The sequence below is a fragment of the Pseudomonas putida genome (assembly GCF_016406145.1).
In the GTDB taxonomy this organism is placed as follows: Bacteria; Pseudomonadota; Gammaproteobacteria; order Pseudomonadales; family Pseudomonadaceae; genus Aquipseudomonas; species Aquipseudomonas putida_E.
This window is the reverse complement of the sequence record NZ_CP066306.1, coordinates 114097-138425: the sequence shown is the minus strand read 5'-3', so window position 1 is coordinate 138425 and position 24329 is coordinate 114097. Positions and strand designations below refer to the sequence as shown.

The 24329-nt window shown below is 61.5% G+C and carries 24 protein-coding genes; 8 read left to right on the top strand and 16 right to left on the bottom strand.

Going from position 1 to position 24329, the window contains the following annotated elements; all coding sequences use genetic code 11:
• Nucleotides 1-104 precede the first annotated feature (104 nt).
• Both JET17_RS00665 and JET17_RS00660 read left to right on the top strand, forming a co-directional pair.
• A complete protein-coding gene (locus tag JET17_RS00665; RefSeq protein ID WP_012312085.1) occupies nt 105-1148 on the top strand; it encodes a histone deacetylase family protein in 1044 nt (347 codons plus the stop codon).
• A complete protein-coding gene (locus tag JET17_RS00660; protein ID WP_012312084.1) occupies nt 1148-2251 on the top strand; it encodes a polyamine ABC transporter substrate-binding protein in 1104 nt (367 codons plus the stop codon). The genes JET17_RS00665 and JET17_RS00660 overlap by 1 nt, the downstream gene beginning before the upstream one ends.
• Nucleotides 2252-2348: 97 nt before the next feature.
• On the opposite strand, the gene JET17_RS00655 is transcribed toward JET17_RS00660, so the two are convergent.
• The 5 genes from JET17_RS00655 to JET17_RS00635 are packed head-to-tail and all read right to left on the bottom strand — an operon-like array spanning nt 2349 to nt 6230.
• Nucleotides 2349-2981, bottom strand: a complete 633-nt coding sequence (locus JET17_RS00655; RefSeq protein WP_012312083.1) for an SCO family protein — start codon at nt 2979-2981, stop codon at nt 2349-2351.
• Complete coding sequence (gene cyoE, locus JET17_RS00650; RefSeq protein WP_012312082.1) at nt 2978-3871, bottom strand: heme o synthase; 894 nt, start codon at nt 3869-3871, stop codon at nt 2978-2980. Before cyoE ends, JET17_RS00655 begins: the two co-directional genes overlap by 4 nt.
• A complete protein-coding gene (locus tag JET17_RS00645; RefSeq protein WP_012312081.1) occupies nt 3856-4929 on the bottom strand; it encodes a COX15/CtaA family protein in 1074 nt (357 codons plus the stop codon). The genes cyoE and JET17_RS00645 overlap by 16 nt, the downstream gene beginning before the upstream one ends.
• Nucleotides 4930-4939: 10 nt before the next feature.
• The gene (locus JET17_RS00640; protein WP_012312080.1) at nt 4940-5524 is read right to left on the bottom strand and encodes a hypothetical protein; all 585 of its coding nucleotides are present in this window, start codon (nt 5522-5524) and stop codon (nt 4940-4942) included.
• Nucleotides 5490-6230, bottom strand: a complete 741-nt coding sequence (locus JET17_RS00635) for an SURF1 family protein (RefSeq protein ID WP_042111038.1) — start codon at nt 6228-6230, stop codon at nt 5490-5492. The genes JET17_RS00640 and JET17_RS00635 overlap by 35 nt, the downstream gene beginning before the upstream one ends.
• A gap of 51 nt (nt 6231-6281) precedes the next feature.
• On the opposite strand from JET17_RS00635, the gene JET17_RS00630 reads away from it, so the two are divergent.
• Nucleotides 6282-6485 carry a twin transmembrane helix small protein gene (locus JET17_RS00630; RefSeq protein WP_012312078.1) on the top strand — a complete coding sequence of 68 codons (204 nt, stop codon included), beginning with the start codon at nt 6282-6284 and terminating at the stop codon, nt 6483-6485.
• Between the two features lie 135 nt (nt 6486-6620).
• Here JET17_RS00630 and JET17_RS00625 read toward each other — a convergent pair whose 3' ends face one another.
• The 4 genes from JET17_RS00625 to coxB are packed head-to-tail and all read right to left on the bottom strand — an operon-like array spanning nt 6621 to nt 10862.
• Complete coding sequence (locus JET17_RS00625) at nt 6621-7508, bottom strand: cytochrome c oxidase subunit 3 (RefSeq protein WP_012312077.1); 888 nt, start codon at nt 7506-7508, stop codon at nt 6621-6623.
• Nucleotides 7509-7524: 16 nt separating this feature from the next.
• On the bottom strand, nt 7525-8091 hold the full coding sequence (locus tag JET17_RS00620) for a cytochrome c oxidase assembly protein (protein ID WP_012312076.1): 567 nt from the start codon (nt 8089-8091) through the stop codon (nt 7525-7527).
• A 10-nt stretch (nt 8092-8101) separates the two neighbouring features.
• On the bottom strand, nt 8102-9691 hold the full coding sequence (gene ctaD, locus JET17_RS00615; RefSeq protein WP_012312075.1) for a cytochrome c oxidase subunit I: 1590 nt from the start codon (nt 9689-9691) through the stop codon (nt 8102-8104).
• Between the two features lie 43 nt (nt 9692-9734).
• Nucleotides 9735-10862 carry a cytochrome c oxidase subunit II gene (coxB, locus tag JET17_RS00610; protein WP_012312074.1) on the bottom strand — a complete coding sequence of 376 codons (1128 nt, stop codon included), beginning with the start codon at nt 10860-10862 and terminating at the stop codon, nt 9735-9737.
• A gap of 369 nt (nt 10863-11231) precedes the next feature.
• Between coxB and JET17_RS00605 the strand changes: the two genes are divergently transcribed.
• Nucleotides 11232-11873 carry a hypothetical protein gene (locus tag JET17_RS00605; RefSeq protein WP_012312073.1) on the top strand — a complete coding sequence of 214 codons (642 nt, stop codon included), beginning with the start codon at nt 11232-11234 and terminating at the stop codon, nt 11871-11873.
• Nucleotides 11874-11989: 116 nt separating this feature from the next.
• The gene (locus tag JET17_RS00600; protein WP_012312072.1) at nt 11990-13078 is read left to right on the top strand and encodes a hypothetical protein; all 1089 of its coding nucleotides are present in this window, start codon (nt 11990-11992) and stop codon (nt 13076-13078) included.
• Between the two features lie 2 nt (nt 13079-13080).
• Here the strand turns inward: JET17_RS00600 and JET17_RS00595 are convergent, their stop codons facing one another.
• From JET17_RS00595 to prlC, 6 genes are all read right to left on the bottom strand, one after another.
• Nucleotides 13081-14607: a SulP family inorganic anion transporter gene (locus JET17_RS00595; protein WP_012312071.1), complete on the bottom strand. Its 1527-nt coding sequence runs from the start codon at nt 14605-14607 to the stop codon at nt 13081-13083.
• Between the two features lie 192 nt (nt 14608-14799).
• Complete coding sequence (locus JET17_RS00590) at nt 14800-15519, bottom strand: carbonic anhydrase (RefSeq protein ID WP_012312070.1); 720 nt, start codon at nt 15517-15519, stop codon at nt 14800-14802.
• 271 nt (nt 15520-15790) lie between these two features.
• Nucleotides 15791-16849 carry a PA0069 family radical SAM protein gene (locus JET17_RS00585; protein ID WP_012312069.1) on the bottom strand — a complete coding sequence of 353 codons (1059 nt, stop codon included), beginning with the start codon at nt 16847-16849 and terminating at the stop codon, nt 15791-15793.
• A 65-nt stretch (nt 16850-16914) separates the two neighbouring features.
• A complete protein-coding gene (locus JET17_RS00580) occupies nt 16915-18909 on the bottom strand; it encodes a M3 family metallopeptidase (RefSeq protein WP_012312068.1) in 1995 nt (664 codons plus the stop codon).
• A gap of 98 nt (nt 18910-19007) precedes the next feature.
• Entirely contained in the window at nt 19008-19289 is a 282-nt protein-coding gene (locus JET17_RS00575; protein WP_012312067.1) for a YheV family putative zinc ribbon protein, read from the bottom strand.
• Nucleotides 19286-21373 carry an oligopeptidase A gene (gene prlC / locus JET17_RS00570; protein WP_012312066.1) on the bottom strand — a complete coding sequence of 696 codons (2088 nt, stop codon included), beginning with the start codon at nt 21371-21373 and terminating at the stop codon, nt 19286-19288. Before prlC ends, JET17_RS00575 begins: the two co-directional genes overlap by 4 nt.
• Before the next feature lie 66 nt (nt 21374-21439).
• Between prlC and JET17_RS00565 the strand changes: the two genes are divergently transcribed.
• Both JET17_RS00565 and JET17_RS00560 read left to right on the top strand, forming a co-directional pair.
• Entirely contained in the window at nt 21440-21988 is a 549-nt protein-coding gene (locus JET17_RS00565; protein ID WP_012312065.1) for a gamma carbonic anhydrase family protein, read from the top strand.
• Nucleotides 21989-22008: 20 nt separating this feature from the next.
• The gene (locus JET17_RS00560; RefSeq protein WP_042111853.1) at nt 22009-22659 is read left to right on the top strand and encodes an HAD family hydrolase; all 651 of its coding nucleotides are present in this window, start codon (nt 22009-22011) and stop codon (nt 22657-22659) included.
• Between the two features lie 55 nt (nt 22660-22714).
• On the opposite strand, the gene JET17_RS00555 is transcribed toward JET17_RS00560, so the two are convergent.
• Complete coding sequence (locus tag JET17_RS00555; protein ID WP_042111852.1) at nt 22715-23788, bottom strand: aminopeptidase; 1074 nt, start codon at nt 23786-23788, stop codon at nt 22715-22717.
• Nucleotides 23789-23872: 84 nt separating this feature from the next.
• On the opposite strand from JET17_RS00555, the gene JET17_RS00550 reads away from it, so the two are divergent.
• Nucleotides 23873-24286 (top strand): hypothetical protein, encoded by a 414-nt coding sequence (locus JET17_RS00550; protein WP_012312062.1) that lies wholly within the window; start codon nt 23873-23875, stop codon nt 24284-24286.
• Nucleotides 24287-24329: the final 43 nt, after the last annotated feature.

Sequence of the window (24329 nt, the reverse complement as noted above, 5' to 3'; positions counted from 1 at the left end):
CAGCGAGCTTGGCCACATCGATCCCCTTTTGGCCGTTTGCGTCGTTCTCCCGCGCCCGGCAGCCCGTGAAAATGGGCCAACGCCAGAACCACCGGAGAACAACAATGCTGACGATCTATTCCGATGACCACCGCCTGCACCACGGCCGCTGCGAGCTGATCGACGGCAAGCTGATGCCCTGCTTCGAAATGCCTTCGCGCGCCGACCATGTGCTCGAGCAGGTGAAAAAGCGCAACCTCGGTGATGTCCAGGGCCCGACCGACTTTGGCCGTGCACCGCTGCAGCGCATCCACAGCGCCGACTATCTCGACTTCTTCGAAGGCGCCTGGGCACGTTGGGCCGCGCTGGGTCAGGAAGGCGACCTGCTGCCCTTCACCTGGCCGGCACGCACCTTGCGCCAAGTCAAACCCACCGGCCTGCATGGCGAATTGGGTTACTACAGTTTCGATGCCGGCGCGCCCATCACCGCAGGCACATGGCAGGCCGCCTACAGCGCAGCACAGGTTGCCCTCACCGCCCAGGCTGCAATCGAGCAAGGCGCCCATGCCGCCTTCGCCCTGTGCCGCCCACCAGGGCATCACGCCGCCGCCGAAGTGATGGGAGGTTACTGCTACCTGAACAACGCCGCGATCGCTGCCCAGGCCTTCCTCGACCAAGGCAGGGCCAGGGTGGCCATCCTTGACGTCGACTACCACCATGGCAATGGCACCCAGGACATCTTCTACCAGCGCGATGACGTGTTCTTCGCCTCGATCCACGGCGATCCGCAAGACGAGTTTCCGTTCTTCCTCGGCTACGCGGACGAAACCGGCGCAGGCGCGGGCGAAGGCTGCAACATCAACTATCCGCTGCCAGCGGGCAGTGACTGGGCCGCCTGGAGCGCCGCGCTGGAAGACGCCTGCGAGCGCATCGCAGACTACGACGCCGACGTCCTTGTCATCTCTCTTGGCGTGGATACCTTCAAGGATGATCCTATCTCCCAGTTCAAGCTGGACAGCCCGGACTACCTGAAGATGGGCAAACGTATCGCCCAACTCGGCAAGCCGACCTTGTTTGTGATGGAAGGCGGCTACGCAGTGGAAGAAATCGGTATCAACGCGGTCAATGTGCTGGAAGGTTTCCAGCTCGCCCAGCCAGGAGCCCGATAATGGTCCGACTTAAGTGCCTGCTCGCCCCACTCATAGCAACCACCCTGTTCACCGGTGCCTTCCAGGCACAAGCCGAACAGCGCACCTTGCGCGTGTACAACTGGTTCGATTACATCACCCCGCAAACCTTGACCGGTTTCCAGAAGGACAGCGGCGTCAAGCTGGTCTACGACATCTTCGACACCAACGAAGCCCTGGAAGCGAAGCTGCTAACAGGCAACTCCGGCTACGACGTGGTAGTACCGTCCAACGTGTTTCTCGCCAAGCAGATCGAGGCGGGGGTGTTCCAGCCACTGGACCGCAGCAAGCTGCCGAACTGGCAACACTTGGACCCGGCACTGATGAAGCTCATCGAGGCCAACGATCCGGGCAACAAGTTCGCCGTGCCCTACATGTACGGCACGGTGCTGATCGGCTTCAACCCGGACAAGGTCAAGGCGGTACTTGGCGACACGGCTCCCGTGGACAGCTGGGACCTGCTCTTCAAGGAAGAGAACATCGCCAAACTCAAGCAGTGCGGCGTAGCGCTGCTTGACTCGCCATCAGAGATCCTGCCTCTGGCGTTGCAATACCTGGGGCTGGACCCCAACAGCAGCAAGCCGGATGACTACAAGCAAGCCGAAGCTCTGCTGCAGAAGATCCGCCCCTACATCACCTACTTCCACTCTTCCAAGTACATGGCAGATATCGCCAACGGTGACATCTGCGTTGCCGTTGGTTATTCCGGTAGTTTCTCCCAGGCAGCAAACCGCGCCCGGGATGCGAAGAACGGTGTGGTGGTGGACATGCGCCTGCCCAAGGAGGGGGCGCCGATATGGTTCGACATGCTGGCGATTCCGAAGGGCGCCGCCAACCCGGAGGATGCGCATACGTTCATCAACTACCTGCTGCGCCCAGAGGTGATTGCCCCGATCAGCGACTTTGTCGGCTACCCGAACCCGAACAAGGATGCGACGGAAAAGGTCAGCCCTGCGATTCGCAATAATCCCAACCTGTATCCGACAGCCGAAGCGATGGCCAAGCTGTATACGCTCAAGCCTTTGACGCGTGAGGCAGAGCGGGCGAGGACGCGGGCCTGGACCAGGATCAAGTCCGGGACTTGATACCGTCTTGCAACAGGACCGCGCGCTCCTGCAGGAGAGCGCGGTTCCTTGTTGAGCGGCCTTGTGTCGCGATGGCCTGCAAAGCAGGCCAGCAATCTCAATCCCGCTTAACAAGCCCCGGCAACTGCGCCACCAGCTTCTGGTTGTTGAACGGCGCCCGTATGAACCCACGCTGACGCCCATCAGGCCCGACAATCGCCAGGTTACCGCTATGATCCACGGTATATCCGGGCTTGCTGGTATCCGCCGGAATGAACGGAATGCTCAAGGCATTAGCCAGCTTCTGGGTATCCTCGATCGACCCCGCCACGCCGACGAAATCCTTGTCGAAATAACCCAGGTACTGCTTGAGCTGGTTCGGCGTGTCGCGGTTCGGATCGACACTCACCAGTACCACCTGCAGCCGGTCGGCCGCTTCCTTGGACAGCTCGCTCTTCACCTGCCGCAACTGGGCCAGGGTGGTGGGGCAGATATCCGGGCAATAGGTATAGCCAAAGAACAGCAGCGACCATTTTCCCTTGAGATCGTCCAGCTGCACCGGCTGGCCGTCCTGGTTGGTCATGGTCACGTCGGCAACCGTGCGGCTCTGCGGCAGGAGGATGATGCCGGCGTCGATCAGCTCGGTGGGGTTTGGCTGGTCACTGCCATTTAGCACCTTGTTGACGGTCAGGCCCATGATCAACGCGACCAGGGCAACGAGGATGAAGACGGTTTTCTGGGTTCGGGTCATAGGTTCAGCAACAGGTAGTGGTCAACAAGCAACGCAATGAACAGCGCGAACAGGTAGCCGATAGAGTACTTGAACGTGCCGATCGCCGCGTGCGGCCGGCTGCCACGGTACAACACCCAGGCCCATTGCAGGAAGCGCAGGCCAAGGGCGAGGGCGCAGACCAGATACAGCGGGCCGCTCATGTGGATGGCGTAGGGCAGCAAGGTCACCGCCAGCAGTATCAGGGTGTAGAGCAGGATGTGCAGCTTGGTGTAGCGCTCGCCGTGGGTTACCGGCAGCATCGGGATATCGGCCTTGGCGTACTCCTCCTTGCGGTGAATGGCCAGGGCCCAGAAGTGTGGCGGCGTCCAGGCGAAGATGATCAGCACCAGCAGCAAAGGCTCGGCACTGACATGGCCACTGACTGCCACCCAGCCGAGCAGCGGCGGCGCCGCGCCTGCGAGGCCACCGATAACGATGTTCTGCGGCGTCGCACGCTTGAGAAAGCCGGTATAAAGCACCGCATAGCCGAGCAGGGAGGCAAGCGTCAGCCAGGCGGTAAGGGCGTTGGTGAACATCAGCAACAGTGCCATGCCCAGCAGCGCCAGGGCGAGGGCGAACAGCAACGCCGGCAGTGGCGCGACCCGGCCCTCGGCCAGCGGCCGCTTGTGGGTGCGGGCCATCAGCGCATCGATGCGTCGGTCCAGTACATGGTTGACCGCCGCAGCGCCCCCCGCGCACAGGGCAATGCCGAGGTTGCCGAACAGCAGCACGCTCCAAGGTACCCCGGCACGGGTCGCCAGGAACATGCCCACCAGCGAGGTGATCAGCATCAGCACCACCACCTTGGGCTTGGTCAGCTCCAGATAGTCGCGCCAGCCTGCACGCTGCGCACTTAGAAGCGTCGCCACGAGTCGGTCCTCAAGTGATGGGCCGCGCCCACGCCTGTCACCGGCGTCAGGCGCCAGCCTTGGCCCACGCGCACCTTGTCGACGACGCGGATACGGTAGTTGACCAGCACCATGCTCAGCAGCAACAGTGCGCCGCCTGCGTTATGCGCCACAGCCACTGCCAGAGGCAGGTGCAACAGCACATTGCTGATGCCCAGGCCTACCTGCAGCGCCAGCACCAGCAGTACCAGGCGCCCCAACCCAGGCAAGCCACAGCGGTGCAGCTTCCAACTGAGCATCAGCAGCACACCAGTGACCAGCAGCGCGCCCAGGCGGTGGCTGATATGGATGGCCGTGCGCGCATCGCTGTCCAGTTGCCCGCCCAGGTAGTTCGGGCCGACGTGCTGGGTCAGGTGGAAACCGTTGCTGAAGTCCGCTGCCGGCCACCACTGGCCATGGCAGGTCGGCAAGTCTGTGCAGGCAACGGCCGCATAGTTGGAACTGACCCAGCCGCCCAAGGCAATCTGGCCAATAACCACCAGCAGCGCCAAGGCAGCAATCCGCCGCAAGCTCAGCGGTAATTTCGGCAACGGTGCAAAGGCCCGTGACAGACGCAGCGACAGGAGGAACAACAAGGCCAGGGTAGTAAAGCCACCCAGCAGATGTGCGGTGACGACCTGCGGCCACAGCTTGAGGGTCACTGTCCACATGCCGAATGCCGCCTGGGCCAGTACAACGCCCAGCAACAGCACCGGCAGGCGGTAGGGCTGGCCGTCGCGCGAATGCCGGCGCACGGCCTGGAAGGCGAGCAAGGCAATCACCAAGGCAAGCGTGCCGGCAAAGTAACGATGGACCATCTCGGCCCAGCCCTTGGCGACCTCCACCGGGTGCTCTGGGAAGTGCAGCTCGGCATGGGCCAGCTGCGCGTCGGTTTTCGGCACGCTGATGAAGCCATAGCAGCCAGGCCAGTCGGGGCAGCCCAGGCCAGCATGGGTCAGACGGGTATAGGCACCGAGCAGTACGACCAGCAGCGCCAGCAGGGTGGCGAACACAGCGAGGCGGAATCCGGGTCTGGCCATGGCAGGGCTCCTAGCCGATGTTGGACAGCTTGAGCAGGTGACGCAGGTCATCCAGTACATGCTTGCCGCTGACCTTGCCGTCATAGCGCAGCACCAGGTTGCCGTGGGGGTCGACGATCCACAGTTGCGGCGCGGGGTTTCCTACCTTCTGAAGGTAGCGCTGTGTATCGAGTGGATAACGCTGCAGCTGTGGGTACTCGCGCCCCAGCAAGTCCTGGTAGTCGGCACTCAACGGTTGGGCAGCGGCCAGGGCATGGCTGGCACGGCTGGCGTCCCGGCCAAGGCCAATTTGGATCTGCCGCGCCAGGTAAACCAGGCGCTGGCAGTCTTCGGCACAGCTTTCTGGGGCGCTGACCAGCAGTTGCCAACGTGCGTCTTCGCCAGCGATGCCGATTTCGCTGCGGCTCTGGCCATTGCCGATCATCGTACCGTGATAGCTTCGGCCTTCCGGCACCCAGAACTTGAGCTTGTACATGCTGGTGGCCAGGATCATCGGGCCGAGCACCACCAGCAGAATCAGGATCAGCTGCAAACGCCCGCGGGCTCTGGGTTTGCGACGTTCAGGCATGTCCAGTGGAGTGGTGGTGGCGGCCATTGCGGTTCTCCTTTTTGTTGTGCCAGCCAAAGTAGAGGTAGAGCAGCACCAGTGCGGTGGCCAGGGCGAACCATTGCACGGCATAGCCCAGGTGTTTCTCCGGCCCCATGGCCACCACTGGCCAGTCCAGGCGGTAAGCCGCCGGGCCGGGCTGCAGGCGCAGTTCATGGGCAAATCCTTCGCGCTGGAGCTGTTGCCACAGTTGTGCAGGGTTCACGGCCGTCAGCAGGTGCGGCCACTGGCCCCCAACGGGGTCGGGGTGCAATTGAAAGGTGCTGCCGGGTGCTACGTATACCGAGGCATCCAGGGCCAGAGCCTGCGCAGGGGTGTCGAAGGGCACCGGTACGCGGCGGTCGGGCCAGGGCAACCACCCGCGGTTGACCAACAGCCACAAGCCGCTGGGCTGGTCGAGAAAGGGCTGCAGCAACTCGACGCCTGCCTGGCCGTCGCGCATGCGATTGTCCAGCAGCACGCTGTGCTCGGCATCGAAGCGGCCGTAGAGGTGCACACGGCGGAAGGCGGTATCGTTGCTCAACTGCAACTGGGCCGCGGAAAGCGGCGCGTCGACGCTGCGCTCGGCATGGTTGGCCAGCAATGCGCGCTTTTCGTCGGCTCGGCCCAATTGCCAGCAGCCAAGGGCAATCAACCCCGGCAGTAGCGCAAGCACTACCAGGGTGGGTACCCAGCCCGGGCGAAACGGCCTCACGGGCGCCTCGCTATACTTATCCACATCACCGCATCCCCCTGGAGAAACGCCATGCTCAAGGCCGCGATTGTCATGATGCTGTTGGCCACCATTGCCAGCCTGTTTAGCGGCCTGGTGTTTCTGGTCAAGGACGATGAGAACTCGACCCGCCTGCTCAAGGCACTGACCGTGCGTGTCACCTTGGCCTGCCTGACCATCGCCTTGGTTGCTTATGGCCTCATCAGTGGCCAGTTGGTCTCCCACGCTCCTTTTTAAGCTTCTCTGCGCCACTTGTGTCGCGAAAGGGGTGCAGAGCAGCCCCGGCACTTTATGCGTTTGAGCCGACATCCAGGGTCCGCGCTGCGGCCCTTTCGCGACACAAGGCCGCTTCTACAAGGGCTGCGTCGCCCTTCACAGCACATACACAAAGATGAACAGCCCGACCCACACCACATCGACGAAGTGCCAATACCAGCTTGCCGCCTCGAAGCCGAAGTGTTTGTCCGGGTTGAAGTGCCCACGCAGGATACGCACGAACATCACGATCAAAATGATCGTGCCCAAGGTCACGTGGGCACCGTGGAAGCCTGTGAGCATGAAGAAGGTTGCGCCGTAGATCCCCGAGCCTAGCGTCAGGCCCAACTTGGTGTAGGCCTCGAAGTATTCGTAGGCCTGCAGCGCGATGAAGCTCAGCCCCAGCAGGATGGTGATCGCCATCCAGAGCTTCAGCGCCCCACGGTGGTCACGTCGCAGTGCATGATGGGCGATGGTGATGGTCACGCTCGAACTGACCAGCAAAATGGTGTTGATCAAAGGCAGGTGCCAGGGGTCGATGACGTCCTTGGGCGGCGGGAACAGCTTGGGGTCCGGGGTATTGAGCAGAGGCCAGGTGAATTCGAAACTGGGCCACAGCATATGTGCAACCCCCTTGTCGCCTTCACCACCGAGCCATGGCCCGGCCAGTACCCGTACGTAGAACAGTGCGCCAAAGAAGGCCAGGAAGAACATCACCTCGGAGAAGATGAACCAGCTCATGCCCCAGCGGAACGAGCGGTCCAGCTGCGCGCTATACAGCCCGGCGTGGCTTTCCTTAACCACCGCCCCGAACCAGCCGAACAGCATGTAGGCCAGCAGCAGCGCACCGACGAAGAAAATCAGCGGCCCATGGGAGTCGGGGTGGCCAGCCTTGAGGTCGTTGAACCACGTGCCAAGGCCGTACACCGTGATGAACATGCCGATGGTGGCAATGATCGGCCACTTGCTCTGCGCAGGGACGTAGTAGTGTTCATGACTTGCCATTGCTGTTCTCCTTCCCTTAACGGGCGCCCTGAACGTCCTGGGGCGCGACATGCGCGACCGGCGGGTGGCGAGCGGTGATGTCGAACAAGGTGTAGGCCAGTGTCAGGTGCTTCACGCTGGTCGGCAGGTCCCGGTCGACGATGAAGCGCACGGGCATCTCGATACGTTCGCCGGGCTGCAGCACCTGCTGGGTAAAGCAGAAGCACTCGGTCTTGTGGAAATACGCTGCGGCCTCGGCCGGTGTGATGCTGGGTACGGCCTGGGCGCTCATCGGCCGGTCAGTGGTGTTGTGAGCCACGAAGATCATCTGGTTGACGGCCCCCGGGTTGACCGCGAGCTGGTCGGCAGTGGCGTAGAAGTCCCAGACCATGTCGCCGGCATTGGTCGACATGAACTGCACCCGCACCGAACGCGTCGGATCGCTGACCTGGCTTCCCTCATACTGCCCGCCGGTCTTGCCATTGATGCCGAAGGCCCTGCACATGACGTCGTAGATCGGCACCAGGGCAAAGCCGAAGGCGAACATCACCACCGTCAGCATCAACAGGCGCAGCACCAGACGTTTGAGCGGTTGGCCGGTCATGGGCGGTTACCTATTTCACATCCGGTGGCGTCTGGAAGGTGTGATACGGCGCCGGAGAAGGGACCGACCACTCAAGCCCCTCTGCACCATCCCAGGGTTTGGCCGGGGCCGGCGCGCCGCCCCGAATGCACTTGATGACGATGAACAGGAAGAAGATCTGCGTGGCACCAAACATGAACGCACCGACCGATGACACCATGTTGAAGTCGGCGAACTGCAGGTTGTAGTCAGGAATACGCCGCGGCATGCCGGCCAGGCCAACGAAGTGCATGGGGAAGAAGGCCAGGTTCATACCGATGAATGACAGCCAGAAATGCAACTTGCCGAGGGTTTCGTCGTACATGTGGCCGGTCCACTTCGGCAGCCAGTAATAGGCCGAGGCGAAGATGCCGAAGATCGCCCCGGGCACCAGCACGTAGTGGAAGTGCGCCACCACGAAGTACGTGTCGTGGTACTGGAAGTCTGCCGGCGCGATGGCCAGCATCAACCCGGAGAACCCACCGATGGTGAACAATATGACGAAGGCGATGGCGAACAGCATCGGCGTCTCGAAGGTCAGTGAGCCTTCCCACATGGTGCTGACCCAGTTGAACACCTTCACCCCGGTGGGCACGGCAATGAGCATGGTCGCGTACATGAAGAACAACTCACCCACCACCGGGATACCGACCACGAACATGTGGTGCGCCCAGACGATGAACGACAGGAATGCGATCGCACCCGTGGCATAAACCATCGATGTGTAGCCGAACAGCGGCTTGCGTGAGAACGCCGGGATGATCGAGCTGACCGCGCCGAAGGCCGGCAGGATCATGATGTACACCTCTGGGTGGCCGAAGAACCAGAACACATGCTGGAACAGCACCGGGTCACCGCCACCGGCGGCACTGAAGAAGCTGGTGCCAAAGTGGATATCCATCAGCATCATGGTCACCACACCGGCCAGCACCGGCATCACCGCGATCAGCAGGAAGGCCGTGATCAGCCAGGTCCAAACGAACAGCGGCATTTTCATCAGGGTCATGCCCGGTGCGCGCAGGTTGAGAATGGTGGCTATGACGTTGATGGCCCCCATGATCGAGCTGATACCCATCAAGTGGATGGCAAAGATGAAGAAGGTCACGCTTGCGGGGGCATAGGTGGTCGATAGCGGGGCGTAGAAGGTCCAGCCAAAGTTCGGCCCACCACCAGGGCTGAACAGGGTCGATACCAGCATCAGGAACGCCGCCGGCAGCAGCCAGAAACTGAAGTTGTTCATCCGCGGCAGGGCCATGTCCGGCGCGCCGATCATCAGCGGGATCATCCAGTTGGCCAAGCCGACGAAGGCAGGCATCACTGCGCCGAATACCATGATCAGGCCGTGCATGGTGGTCATCTGGTTGAAAAATGCCGGCTCGACGATCTGCAGCCCGGGCTGGAACAGTTCGGCGCGTATCACCATGGCGAACGAGCCGCCAAGGAGGAACATGATGAAGCTGAACCACAGGTACATCGTGCCGATGTCCTTGTGGTTGGTGGTCAGCACCCAGCGCATCAGGCCCTTTGCCGGGCCGTGGGCATGCTCATGGCCGTGGGCGTGGTCGTCGATCACTGCACTCATGTCCTGTCTCCTGCAGCCCACTGACTGCCGCGAGTAACCCGGTTCATTGCGCTTGTGCCTGCTTGAGCGCCAGCACGTCCTTCGGTGTGACCATGTCGCCTTTGTCATTGCCCCAGGCGTTGCGCTCGTAAGTGACCACGGCGGCGATATCGACCTCAGACAGCTGCTTGCCGAAGGCCGCCATGGAGGTACCGGGCTTGCCGTGGAAGACGATGTTCAGGTGGGCATCCTTGGGGCCGGTGGCGATCTTCGAACCCTTGAGTGCCGGGAACATCGGCGGCAAGCCCTGGCCTTCGGCCTGGTGACAGGCCACGCAGGTGGTGTGATAAACCTTGTCGCCGCGCGCGACCAACTCTTCAAGGGTCCATTCCTTGCTGGTCAGCTCCTTGAGTTTGGCCGCTTCGGCCTTGCGCTCGCCGAGCCAGGTGTCGTAGTCGGCCTTGGATTTGACCTCCACCACCACCGGCATGAAACCGTGATCCTTGCCACACAGCTCGGTGCATTGGCCGCGATAGATGCCGGGCTTTTCGACACGCGTCCAGGCTTCGTTGACAAAGCCGGGGATGGCGTCACGCTTGACCGCGAAAGCCGGTACCCACCAGGAATGGATCACGTCGGCGGCCGTCACCAGAAAGCGCACTTTCGCCCCCACCGGCAGCACCAGCGGCTGGTCGACCTCAAGCAGGTAGTGCTCGTCCTTGGGCGCCTTGTTCTGGATCTGGTCGGCAGGAGTGGCCAGGTTGCTGAAGAACTCCACGTCCTGGCCCAGGTATTTGTAGTGCCATTTCCACTGGTAGCCCGTAACCTGGATATCAATGTCCGATTCGCTGGCGTCGTAGATATCGATCAGGGTCTTGGTGGCGGGGATGGCCATGGCCACCAGGATGAGCAAGGGGACCACGGTCCACAAGATTTCCACCCAGGTGTGCTCGTGAAAATGCGCAGCTTGCTGGCCGGTGGAACGGCGGTGGATGACCATGGACCAGAACATCGCGCCGAACACCACGACGCCGATGATCACGCAGATCCAGAAGATGGTCATGTGCAGGTCGAACACGGCGTTGGAGACTTCCGTCGCCCCCGGCGCCATGTTCACGGTCCAGGCGGCGTTGGCCTGACCTAAAACCAACCACAACAGGAGGCCCATCCAGACTGGTGGATGTCGCATCATTGCGGGTTCCCCTTCTAATTCTTGTTGTCCCGGAGGCGTGGCCTGCGGCAAGAGGGAACGGCGGTCAAGACTGCCTGGCTTCGACGACCGAGCCCCTGCGAAAAGCAGTCGGGCCTCATCAGCGAATCACGTTCAACCCGAGTATAGACAGCGACCAATGGCACGCAACGACGCAGGTGAAATGATCTTCATGAAATCGTGAAATCGCCTGCAAGGCCTGCTCTAGACGCTAAGTGGCATAATGGTGGCATCTGCATATATCCAACAGCGCACACGTTTGCGCGATTTATAACAAATGCGTCTTAGGTATTCTGTATACCGAGCTAATTTAGTGTCTTCCGTTTGAAACGTATTGTCCCTGGAGTTGTCATGAACATCGCTGCTGTACGCGAGCAAATAAGCCAAGCCCACGATCACGAACGCCATACTGGCCAACTGAAAGAGCGTCTCGAGCTGCAACTGCCCCACCTGCACCCCTCGATCCAACTGCCTGAGCAGGACGCACAGGGTACATTGGCGCGCTTCGTCAGCGCCTATATCGACCAGGTGCCGGAGTTGCTGGAGGCTGCCCACGCGGTGGCGCTCGAGGCCGGTATCGAGTCGCAGATCAAACCTGTACTGAAGATCGCCGAAGCCTATTTCCTGCAGCCGCCGAGCGTGATGCAAGGGCACGTGGGCCTGGACTGTCTGCTGGATGAAGCCTACCTGGCGCACCGTCTGGTGGAGGAGGTGAACGACCTTTATATCCGCCACTTCCAGCAACCACTGATCCCATTCGATACCACCATGGCCAACTTGATTGCCCATCAACTGATCGGAGAGACCTTCGCCAACCAGCTCGATGAGGTAGTGCACCACTCGGTGGATGAAATGCTGAACGAGGAAAGCTTTGCTACCGAATCAGTAGAAGCCTACCGGGAAACCTTGAGCAGCCCGAAGACTGGCGAGGCCTGGAAACGCTGGCCATGCCTGTCGCGCCAGCTGGGTGTCGAACTGGGCCAACCGGCCTGACCGCTGCCCACAGCCCCATGGGAACAGGCTCCAACTGATCGGCTGTACCGCGCACGGATAGATTCTTCCCCGCCCGTATCGGGTAGGCATTGACCTAACAAGGCGAGGAAGAAACCATGAGCATCAAATGGAACAGGCTTTACACGGACCTGTTACGCGGCAGCCGCTCCACCCTTTGGGGCAACTGGGCCCTCAACCCGGTCATCAAACCCGGTGCAGTGGGCATCATCGACCCGGCTTCCGGCGATTTCACCTTGGTCAACGAAGCGTTGCCCACCGTGCAGATTTCCAATGTTCAGCAAGGGCGCCGCTGGGCCATCAGCTCCAAGGACGTATCACGCAGGGAGACCAAGGCCAATGTTTCAGGGACGGTGATCGACCCTGCCACCGGGGCTCAGGTCAAGCCAGACCTGACGCTGGAGTGGAACTTCGGTAAAGAGGAGTCGATCGCTTCGGAGTTCGCCCTGCATGGTGAGCAACGTCTGAGTGACCTGGCCCTGATCCACGACCAGTACGATTGGCTATACGCACAGGCCGAGAAGGTCGGTATGGCCAGCGATGGCAGGATTGCAGAGGGTTTTGGCGTGGTAACGAGCGTCATTCTGGCCAATAGCGGCGTGAATGCCGGGGCCAAGAGCAAGAATGCCAAATTCTCCCTTTCGGGTTCGGCCAGCGGCCTGAACACCTTGCTGGGCGAAAACGGTATTTCAGGCAAAGGCGGGGCAACGTTCATTTCCACCCGCGATACCGCTTCAGTGGAATCGCATACGCTACCTGCGCAAGATGGCCAGGTTGCGACCATCCCGCTGCCTGTAGCCTACAGCTTTGCCTCTTTTGGCCCCGACAGGATGATCATTCCGATCTGGGTGCGCAAAGTTGGCAGCTTGCAACTGCATGTAGACAGCAAGGCCACCTCTGCCACCACCTACATCACCAAGGTATCGGTTGCATATGATCTGCCAGGTGAACGCCGCACCACGATTGGCCCGATTACCATTCCCGGCGGCCTGTCGCATAACTTCACCATTGCGCTCGGTGCCAGAAATCTCGACTTCAGCGCCGAATTCGTCAACCTGGGCGACAATCAAACACTCAAAAGGCATTGGGCCACACCGCTCAGCCAGTGGGTTGGCGGCAGCCGGACCATCAACCTGTATGGTACATGGCCCGGTTCGCCCTCCATCCGTGTCGTCGAGGAAGACTGACCTCAACACTCTGCCGCAGTGCGCAAGCCCCCCTCGATACGCCGCTTGAGTCCACGGGGCTCGATGATCAGGCGTGAACCACCGCTGCGCTGAGTACGCCCCCAGTCCTCCAGTAACTCCAGCACCGAGTGGTCGATGTAACTCAGGTTGGCCAGCGGTACGTGCAGCTGTGTGCCAGGGGGTACCGTTTCCAGCACCTGGGTCAGTGCCGGCACCTTGAGGAAGGTGGCGGCGCCCGTGAGCCGCAGCTCCATATGCCCCGGCCGGTCCAGGCTGAGCAGGTTGATCTTCAGGCGGGCTGCTTTGAGTGCCAGCTTTAGCAGCGTCAGGGCAAAGCCCAGCAGCACACCGGTCAGCAGGTCAGTGAAGATGATCGCCAGCGCGGTAGCTGCATAGGTGAACATAGGCATGCGACCGTAGCGGCCAAGCCCGCGAAAGGCCTTGAAGTCCACCAGCTTGATACCGGTGTAAACCAGCACACCCGCCAGGCTTGCCACCGGGATCTGCTGCAGCACACTGCTCAAGACCACCACGAAAGCCAACAGCCACAAGCCATGGAGAATCGCCGATGCACGGGTTTGCGCGCCTGCCTGCACATTGGCCGAACTGCGTACGATCACTCCGGTCATTGGCAGCGCGCCCAGTACACCGCACAGCATGTTGCCGATCCCTTGCGCGGAGAGTTCACGGTCGAAGTCCGAGCGCTGACCGCTGTGCATGCGGTCCACCGCAGCGGCAGACAACAGGGTTTCGGCACTGGCAATGAAAGCCAGTGCGAAGGCGGCCACCAGCAAGGTCGGGTCAGCCATTTGCAGCAAATCTTCGGGGCGCAGCCAGTCGATGGCCTCAGACAAGTCCGCCGGCACCTGCACACGATTGACGGGCAGTGCCAGCCACATGCTGAGCAGCGTCATCCCCGCAACACCGAGCAAGGCCCCAGGTACAAACCGCAAACGCTGAGGCCGCAAGCGTTCCCAACCCCACATCACAGCGATGGTCCCCAAACCGAGCAGGCCGGCCTGCCAGCCGCTGCCGGCACTCTCAAAGGGCAGGGCGCTAGCCACTGTAGCGGGGAACCCGATAAGGTTTTGCAAGCCCGAAGGCTGCGGCGCCGTGTCGAACATCACATGCACTTGTGACAGCACGATCAGCACACCGATACCTGCCAGCATGCCGTACACCACCGCCGGGGCGGTGACGCGGAACCAGCAGCCCAAGCGCAAGCGCCCGGCCAGCAATTGCAACAAACCCGCCAGCAGCAGGATCGGCCCGAGCATCGCCACGCCGTGTTGGCGCACCAGTTCGTACACCAGCACGGCCAAGCCCGCAGCAGGGCCACTGACCTGCAGTGGCGAACCGGCCAGAAAGCCCACCACGATACCGCCGATGATGCCGGTTATCAGGCCTTTGGCAGGTGGCATGCCCGAAGCGATCGCAATGCCCATGCACAAGGGCAGGGCCACCAAAAAAACCACAACCGACGCCAGCAATTCTCGCGGCAAGGCCGCTTTCAACTGTGTAATGTTCACCGTGTTTCTCCTTTCTCTGTCACATGGCCATTCCTCTGGCCATGGGCACGTTTGGCCCCTGACAAGCGCGCAGGCGCGGGCCGCCAGCGAGCATGCCGGCAAGGCAGTCAGGGAATTCAAGGCAGCCGAAGGCCGCGCCACACCCCTGCGGGGTGCAGCCGGCTATCAAGGTTCTAGCGGTGGATGGGTCGCTTAGTAGCGGCCTCTCGGAGTCGCGCAGGGCACCGGCTCACCGGCGGCCAGGGGCATGAAGCTGTCGCTGGCGGCATCGTAGGCTTCGATCCGGCTGGTCTCGATGTCATAGACCCAACCATGGATGTAAAGCTCGCCAGCCGCAAGGCGCGACGCCACCGACGGGTGGGTGCGCAGGTGGTGCAACTGGGCAATGACGTTTTCCCGGGTCAGCACCTGCATGGTTTCATGCTCGCTGCCGCAGGAGCAGTTGTTCTCGACCACGGTGCGTGCCACTTCGGCATGACGCAGCCAGGCGGAAACGGTCGGCATCTTGGCCAGCGATTGCGGGTTGAGTACCGCACGCATCGCGCCGCAGTCGGAGTGGCCACAGATGATGATGTGGTGTACGCCCAGCGCCGACACGGCGTACTCGATGGCGCTGGAAACGCCGCCGTTCATCTGGCCATAAGGCGGCACTACGTTACCGACGTTACGGGTCACGAACAGGTCGCCTGGCGAGCTTTGGGTGATCAGCTCGGGGACAATGCGCGAGTCGGCACAGGTGATGAACATAGCGCGCGGCGTTTGCGCGGTGGCGAGCTTCTTGAACAGCTCTTGCTGCTCGGGGAAGACGTCATGGTGGAAACGCAGGAAGCCGTCGACGATGTGCTTGAGGGCGGCATCGGCGCTCTCCGCGGGGGCCTGCGGAACGACCTTGGATGGGTCCTTGACGGGCATGATTCATCCTCTTGACGGTGAGTTGGTAAATCCATTTTACCGGTGAAAGATTCTGGCTATGCGAGGAATTAGATGACACGCACAGGCCATAGATCACAGTCTTCGTGGACTGGTTTCCTACGCTAGCGGGGAAAACTTAACTGAAACTTAATTCGGAGGCTCTAGAACGGGTGTTCCAGATATAAAAGGCGGGAACTGAATAATAGCAAAAACACATCAAAAGCCAAGAGCCCCGAATAAGATTACGTGCTTGGATTAGTTGCATTGAGGGTCAAAACAATGCCATCTGCCCACCGGGTGGACAGAATGCCGAGCAATCCAGCATTTGCGCCTCCCGCCCCTCCAAACCCAGCTTGCGCATGGCCTTGGCAAAGCGTTGCGCCAGCAGCTCTGCGAAAATGCCCTCACCGCGCATGCGCGCACCGAAGCGGCTGTCATACAGCTCGCCACCCCGGCTCTGGCGAATCAGGCTCAACACATGGCTGGCGCGCTGGGGGTAGTGGTCCTGCAGCCACTGCTCGAACAGCGGTGCCACTTCCATCGGCAGGCGCAACATCATGTAGGCTGCGTTCTGCGCGCCAGCCTCCTTGGCGGCTTCCAAAAGGTGCTCCAGTTCGCTGTCGTTGATCATGGGAATCATCGGCGAACACAACACGCCCACCGGCACACCCGCCTCGCGCAGCACCCGGATTGCCCGCAGCCTGGCCTTGGGCGAGGCCGCACGCGGCTCGAGCACCCGCTTGAGGTCGTCGTCCAGCGTGGTCAGGCTGATCATCACCCGCACCAACCGCTGGCTGGCCATTTCGGCCAGCAAATCCAGGTCACGCAATACCAGCGAACCTTTGGTGACGATGGTCACCGGGTGGCGAAAACGCAACAGCACTTCCAGCAAGCGCCGGGTCAATAGGTGCTCACGTTCGATCGGCTGGTAGGGGTCTGTGTTGGCCCCCAGGTTGATGGGGGCGCACACATAGCCAGGCTTGCTCAGTTGCTCGGCAAGCACCTCGGCGGCGTTGGTCTTGGCGATCAGTTTGGTTTCGAAATCCAACCCTGGGGACAAGTCCCAATAGGCGTGCGAGGGCCGGGCATAGCAGTAGATGCAGCCATGCTCGCAGCCTCGGTAGGGATTGATGGAGCGATCGAAGGGCAGGTCGGGTGAGGTGTTGCGGCTGATGATCGTCTTGGCCGTTTCAACTCGCACCTCGGTGCCTTGGGTCAGGGGAACCTCAACGTACCAGCCGTCATCCTCGGCCACCGAATGGCTCGGGGCGAAGCGGTTGTGTGGATTATGCGCCGTTCCACGGCCTTTCTGTGGTGCTGGAGAATTCATCGCCAAACCCTATACTGTACATATGAACAGTATAGGGGCAAGGCTTATCTTGCCAGTACCTCTGGTCAGGCCAGCCCGTGCCAACTCAGGTAGGGGGCATGGCTTGGGGCGCGCCCAAGAAACGCTTCAAGGCCCTCGCGCAGTGGCCGCGAGGCGCCAGGCTCGAACAATGCCTGCTGGAGCGCGTGGCCCGTTGCGCGGTCAAGCAAACCGTTCGTTTCAAAACGGGTAAAGAGGTCAAACGCGTGCACATCGGCCCACAGATAAGCGTAATAGCCCGCATCGTATCCGCTGACCAGATGGTCAAAAGCATGCGCGGGGTGCTCGAAATCTGCCAATGGCCAATAGCCGCATCGCTCACGGGCATCGTCAAGCCGCTGCTCAAGCGTTCTGCCGTCATACGGCGTGCCGTGCAGGTCCATGTCGAACAACGCCAGGCTCAGGTCGCGCCCAATTTCCTCGACCCCCTCCTGCTTGAACTGGTTCAGGTACTCTGCAGCGCCAGCCTTGCTCAGCCTGCCGCCAGATTGGTCCGGCACGGCGATGCTTGCCAAATACCCTGCATCCCAAACCCAGCGCTCCATTAACTTGCCGAACAGTTCCATGCCATCGGTGCCCAATTCCGAAACATTAGACATGACATTGTTGCTGGTGCGGACCAGCAGGTGATGCAAGGCATGGCCAAACTCGTGATAAAGCTTGCGCAGTGCCAGATGGTCCAAAAGCGGCTCACTGGCACCGAGGGCTGCCGGGATATCAACGTTCACCACCACCACCGCTGCATGGTAGATACCCTCGGCATCGACGCGCCGGTTGCGCACATACGTGGTGAACACGGCGTCGGCCTGCTTACCGGCGTGTTGCACGGCGTCCAGATAGAAGAGGCCGATATGCGCGTGGTCCTGCCAGACCTCGAAGGTCTGCACGCTGCCATCCCATACAGGCATTCGGGCAGGCCGCAGCTCAAGCTTAAACAGCTGCTGCGCCAGCCGGGTCAGTGCAGTAACCACAGCACTCAAGGGGAAGTGCTCGCGAAACACCTCACTCGGTTGCGCATGCTCCGACAATGCCTGCAGATGAATGACATCCCAAGGCTGCACGCGCGTGAGCCCCGTCACGAGAGCCTTCTGCCCTAAGCTCTCACGCCATCGTTGCATGGCCGGTTGCACGCTGGCTGCGAGAGTTTGTAGAAAACCCCGAACAGCGCTGACAGAGCCGGCACTTTTGCAATTCAGGCTCAGTTCGAGGTGGCTGGCAAAGCCGAGCAGACGCGCTTTTTCATCCAGCAGTTCAGCCAAACGCTGCAAGCGCGTACCGTTGTCCTCCTGCAGGCCAGTATTGACGCCACGGGTGTGGAAAGCACGGTAGAGCCTTTCGCGCAGGGGGCGATGCTTCGCTTGCCGAAGCACGGCCTCGGTTGGGGCGCTTTCGCAGGCAACCAGCCAACCTTGCAAGCCAGCCTCGCTGGCGCGCACGGCCAGCTCATCTCGCAACCGCTGCGAAAGACCAATCAGTTCGCGCTCGTCCTCGATCAGCAACCCCGGCCGGTCGATATTGCGTACAAAGGCCTCCCGCAACGTGCCTATCTGCGCTTGCAGCCCGGCGAGGCGGGCTTTGTCGTCGTCGTCCAGCGCTGCGCCGCTGGTTGCAAACCTGTCTAGATGCCTGCGCAAGGTAGCGCGCTTCATCGCGGCCAGGTTGACGCCGATGGCACTGCGCGCCAACCGTTCATACAAAGCGTGCAGCTTGCTGTCGGTAAATTTCTGCTCCGAGCGCGCAACTGTTCTGCCGTAGAACCCCAGAATGGATTCGGCCCAGTCCTGGTCCCGGCCCACGAAGGGAATCACGGCAAACAGCGTGCCCGACAACTGCGCGTCAAGTTCATCCACGGCGAGCACCAGGTCGTCCCAGGTCGGCTGCGCCTGCTGTCGTTCGATGATGCGCGCGATACCTTGCTCATGCGCCGAAAGCACATGGTCGAAAGCAGCGGCCATGTTTTCCAGCGTTATCGAAGGGAAATCAATAGGGGAGTTGCTGCCTGGCAGCAGGGGATTGTTCATGTTGCATCGCCTGTCTCAAGTGGGAGCGGGCGAGCATGCCTGCCTGGCGGAGCGGTAGAGCCTTGATCTTCTACCACCCCGACACAGGCGGGCGGGCCTTAGTCAGCCGGTTTCTTCAGCTTGGGATTGGGGAAGAACTGCACCGTCTGTACCTTGGCCGGCGCCGCCTTGGGCGCCAAGTGGTTGACCCGCGTCCCAAGCTCCTTGGGTACCGACAGCCCCTGTTCATTCAGGGTGTCGGTGAAGCCGCAGGCCACGCACTCTCGGTGCGGCACGTCGTCTTCGCTCCACATCATCAACTTGTCCGGCTCGCTGCACGCCGGGCAGACCGCCCCGGCGATGAAGCGCTTCTTGGTCTTGTTCACAGCTACCTCGCTCATGCCGCCGCGTCCTCGCTCAGCCCGCAGTGGCGCAGCAATGCATCGATGGAAGGCTCACGGCCACGGAAGTCGACGAACAGCACCATCGGCTCGCGCGAGCCGCCTCGGGCCAGAATGGCCTCGCGGAAGGCGCGGCCTGTCTCGGCGTTGAGCACGCCTTCTTCCTCGAACCGTGAGAAGGCATCAGCCGACAGTACTTCGGCCCATTTGTAGCTGTAGTAGCCCGCCGCGTAACCGCCAGCAAAGATGTGCGCAAAGCTGTTCGGGAAGCGGTTGTACGCCGGTGGGCGCATGACCGTCACCTCGTCGCGCACGCCTTCAAGCACCTGCAGCACACTGCGGCCATCGCCGTGGCTGGCGTGCAGCTCGAAGTCGAACAACGAAAACTCCAGCTGCCGCACCATCATCATGCCGGACTGGAAGTTCTTCGCCGCCAGCATCTTGTCCAGCAGGTCCTGGGGCAGGGCAGCCCCCGTTTCGTAATGGCCGGAGATCAGTGCCAGGCCTTCCGGCTCCCAGCACCAGTTCTCCATGAACTGGCTCGGCAACTCGACCGCATCCCAAGCCACGCCATTGATGCCGGACACGCCAGCATGCTCGATACGAGTCAGCAGGTGGTGCAGGCCGTGCCCGAATTCGTGGAACAGGGTCGTGACTTCATCGTGGGTCAACAACGCAGGCTTGCCAGGCGCAGCGGGAGTGAAGTTGCACACCAGGTTGGCCACCGGGCTTTGCAGCTCACCACCAGCGGTACGGCGGCGGTCGCGGGCACCATCCATCCAGGCACCGCCACGTTTGTTGGCGCGGGCATAGAGGTCGAAGAAGAAGCGGCCGACGTGCTGGCCGTTTTCCTTGATTTCGAACAGGCGTACGTCCGGGTGCCAGCTGTCGAAACCCTTGAGCTCGGCGATTTCGATGCCGTACAGGCGCTGGACGATGCTGAACAGGCCGGACAGCACCTTGTCGATCGGGAAGTAGGCGCGCAGGGTTTCCTGCGACACGCTATAGCGCTGCTCGCGCAGCTTCTCACCAAAGTAACCGGCGTCCCAACTGGCCAGCTCGGGGCAACCTTGCTCGGCGGCATAGGCCTTGAGCTGCTCCAGATCCTGGGCGGCAAACGGCTTGGAACGCTTGGCCAGGTCGCGCAGGAAGCTCAGCACCTGGTCGCTGGACTCAGCCATCTTGGTGGCCAGGCTCAGCTCGGCGTAGTTCTTGTAGCCCAGCAGCCCGGCCAGCTCCTGGCGCAGATCGAGGATCTCGCGCATCACCGGGCCGTTGTCGAACTGGCCGGCATTCGGGCCCTGGTCGGAGGCGCGGGTGCAGTAGGCCGCGTACAGCTCTTCACGCAGGGCGCGGTCACTGGCGTAGGTCATAACCGCATAGTAACTGGGGAATTCCAGGGTGATCAGCCAGCCATCGAGGCCTTTGGCCTGGGCGGCAGCAGCCATCTGCGCCTTGGCCGAATCAGTCAGGCCGGCAAGCGCGGCTTCGTCGGTAACGTGCTTGGTCCAGGCCTGGGTGGCGTCGAGCAGTTGGTTGGAGAAACGGCTGCCCAACTCGCTGAGCTTGCTCTGTACTTGGGCGTAACGCTGCTGCTGGGCGGGTGGCAGGTCGATACCCGACAAGCGGAAATCACGCAGTGCATGCTCGAGGATGGTCTTTTGCGCCACATCGAAACCTGCGGCCTCAGGGCTGTTGGCCAGTGCCTCATAGGCCTCGAACAGCGCACGGTTCTGGCCCAGTTCGGTAGAGTAGGCACTGAGCACCGGCAGGCAGGACTCGTAAGCCTCACGCAGCTCTTTGCTGTTGCACACCGCATTGAGGTGGCTGACCGGGCTCCAGGCAGCGCCCAGGCGGTCATTGAGCTCGTCCATGGCCAGCACCAGGCCGGCCCAGGTGGGGTTCTTGCCTTGCTTTTCGAGGATCTGGGCAATGGCTTTACGGTTATCGGCCAGGATCTCTTCGATCGCCGGCAGCACGTGTTCGGCACGGATCGCCGAGAAGGGCGGCAGATCATAAGACTGCAGAAGCGGGTTGTTCGCACTCACGGTTTGGCTACCTTGGCAGAAGAAACACTGCCCCATCTTAATTACAATCGACGCCGACCGCAGCAGGCAGCCTGCCTATCGGCACAGATGAGAGACCCTATCATGGCCATTCGTAGCTTCCAGCAACACACTCCGAAAGTTGGGCCACGGGCCTTCGTCGACCGTTCGGCAGTAGTTCTGGGTGACGTGGAAATCGGTGAAGACAGCTCTGTATGGCCTTTGACGGTGATTCGCGGCGACATGCACCGCATCAGCATCGGTGCAAGGACTAGCGTGCAGGACGCCAGTGTGCTGCACATTACCCACGCCGGCCCGTTCAACCCGGACGGCTTCCCGCTGATCATCGGCGACGACGTGACCATCGGTCACAAAGTCATGCTGCATGGCTGTACCCTGGGCAACCGCATTCTGGTCGGCATGGGCAGCACGATCATGGATGGCGCCATTGTCGAAGACGAGGTGATCATCGGTGCCGGTAGCCTGGTACCGCCGGGCAAGCGCCTGGAGAGCGGCTACCTGTACGTGGGCAGCCCGGTAAAACAGGCACGGCCACTGACCGACAAGGAACGCGCCTTTTTCCCTTATAGCGCCGGTAACTACGTGAAGCTCAAGGACCAGCACCTGGCCGAAGGCTACGACCGCCCGGAATGAACCTGACTACCGAGACCACCATGCACCAGCAGAATATCCTTTTCGACCTTGACGGCACCCTGACCGACCCGCGCCTGGGCATTACCCGTTCGATCCAGTATGCCCTGGCCAAACTGGGCATCGACGAGCCGGACCTGGCGCGGCTCGAGCACTTCATCGGCCCACCCCTGCTACAGGCCTTCATGCAGTTCTACCGCTTCGATGAAGCCAAGGCGTGGGAGGCGGTGAACTTTTACCGGGAACGCTTCCGTGTCACCGGCCTTTACGAAAACCTGGTCTTCGAAGGTGTACCGGAACTGCTCCAGGCCCTGAACGGTCAGGGCCGCACGCTTTACATCGCGACGTCCAAGCCCTGGGAGTTCGCCCGTGAGATCGCCAGGCACTTCGCCTTCGATCATCACTTCAAGGTGATTTACGGCAGCGAACTGGACGGCACTCGTACCAACAAGGTCGAGCTGATTCGCCACCTGCTGGACGAGGAAGGGCTGGACCCGGCGCAGACCCTGATGATCGGCGACCGCAAGCACGACCTGATCGGGGCACGCAGCAATGGGTTGCAGGCAGTGGCAGTGGGGTATGGGTTCGGCAGCGAAGAAGAACTGAAGGCCCACACGCCGGAATTCCACTACGCCACCTTGGCTGAGATGCATCAGGCGTTCATCAAGGCCTAAGCGCGCATGTAGGAGCCGGCTTGCCGGCGATGGGCCGCAAAGCGGCCCCCAGCGCTCACTGACTGGCCACCAATCGAGCCAACACCGCCTTGCGCTGTTCGGCCGGCAACCGTCCTAGCGCTTCTACCTTCTGATAGAAGCGTACCCAATCCCCCCCAGCCTCGCGAAACACCACCGCAAACGCCGGCACCCATTGGTCATACAGCCCAAACGGCAATAGCTTGGCATTGCTCATCGGCCCATACATCCAGGCGTCATAACGCTTGTCCCCAGCCCACTGGCTATCTCGAACCTGTCGATAATCGCGCCTCAACCGCTCGAATTCTGCCTGCTTGGCCGCACGTTTGTGTGCGTCATCCAGCGGCCCTGCATAGAGCGCCTGCAGCCGCTCGCGGCTGGCCAGAATCAGCCGTATGAACTGGTCACGCTGCAGGCTCTGCTCACCCTGAGTCGCTTCAAGCCCACGGGCGGCGCGCCATTGCCGCGTTCCTTCCTGCTCGACGAATGTGGCGAAGGACTCGTTGAACTCCGTGTCGTCCTGCACATAGAGGCGCTGATGCGCCAGTTCGTGGAAGATCAACGCGGCCAGGCGCTCATCACCCCAGCCGACCATCGACGACAGGATCGGATCGTCGAACCAGCCAAGCGTCGAATAAGCCTCGACACCGCTCACATAGACATCCATGCCTGCCTGACGCATCACCGCCGCCGCGCCGCGGGCCGCGCCCTGTTGGTAATAGCCGCGGTAGGCGACGCAACCGGCAATAGGGAAACAGTGCGTCACCGGTTGCAGCGAGAGCTCAGGCGTAGCAAACACATTCCACACCACATAGGGCCGCCCAAGGTCGGCATACACCCGATAGCTACCGTTGTCCGGCAGGCCCAGGCGCTTGCTGGCGAACAGCCGCGCCTGCTCGGCGTGTTGCAGACGGGCCCGCAACTGCGGGCTGCTGGCCGGGTCAGCGAGTACCCGCTCCACCGGCTGACGTGCACGCAACAGTTGCCACTGGCCATCGGCCAACTGGCCGTAATAGGAAAGACTGCTGCAACCACTCAGCAGAAAGGCGCCCAGCACGGGAACCAAAGTGCTGAAAACACGGTCGAGTGGCCCAGGGCCTGAGCGCCTCAAAAGAAAAAACCAGACCATCTTGGGCTATCCATTCGCTCACGGTCGATGCGCTCCAAGACTATCTCGCCAAGGGGGAGTTTCGCCATGCGTGCACTGTTCGTCGCCGGCTCAATGTTGCTGATGTCTGCCTGTTCGACCCTGCCCGATCCGGACCCGAACCAGGCATGGATCGACCTCACCCCGCACGACGAAACCTCGCTGCACGCGGTGCAGGTGGACGAGCGCGATTGGGCAGACACCCGCTATTTCGAGGTTCAGCCCGGTAGCCACGAGCTGACCGTCCGCTACCAGTTCCCGGTCACACCCAGCAATATCGGCCCGGTCGGGGAACCTTTGTGGCGCGACTGCCAGCTCAATCTGACCTTCAAAGACTTCAACGCCGGCCAGCGTTATCAACTGCAAGCGGGCAGCATCGGCTTCCGGCCCTGGATCAAGCTCTATGACCACCAGCAGAAACTGGTCAGCCAAGGCCTGCCAGCGGGCTGCCAACGCACCTGAAGCCCGCAAACGGCGCTATGCTTGTAACTTGTGAATCGCAAGT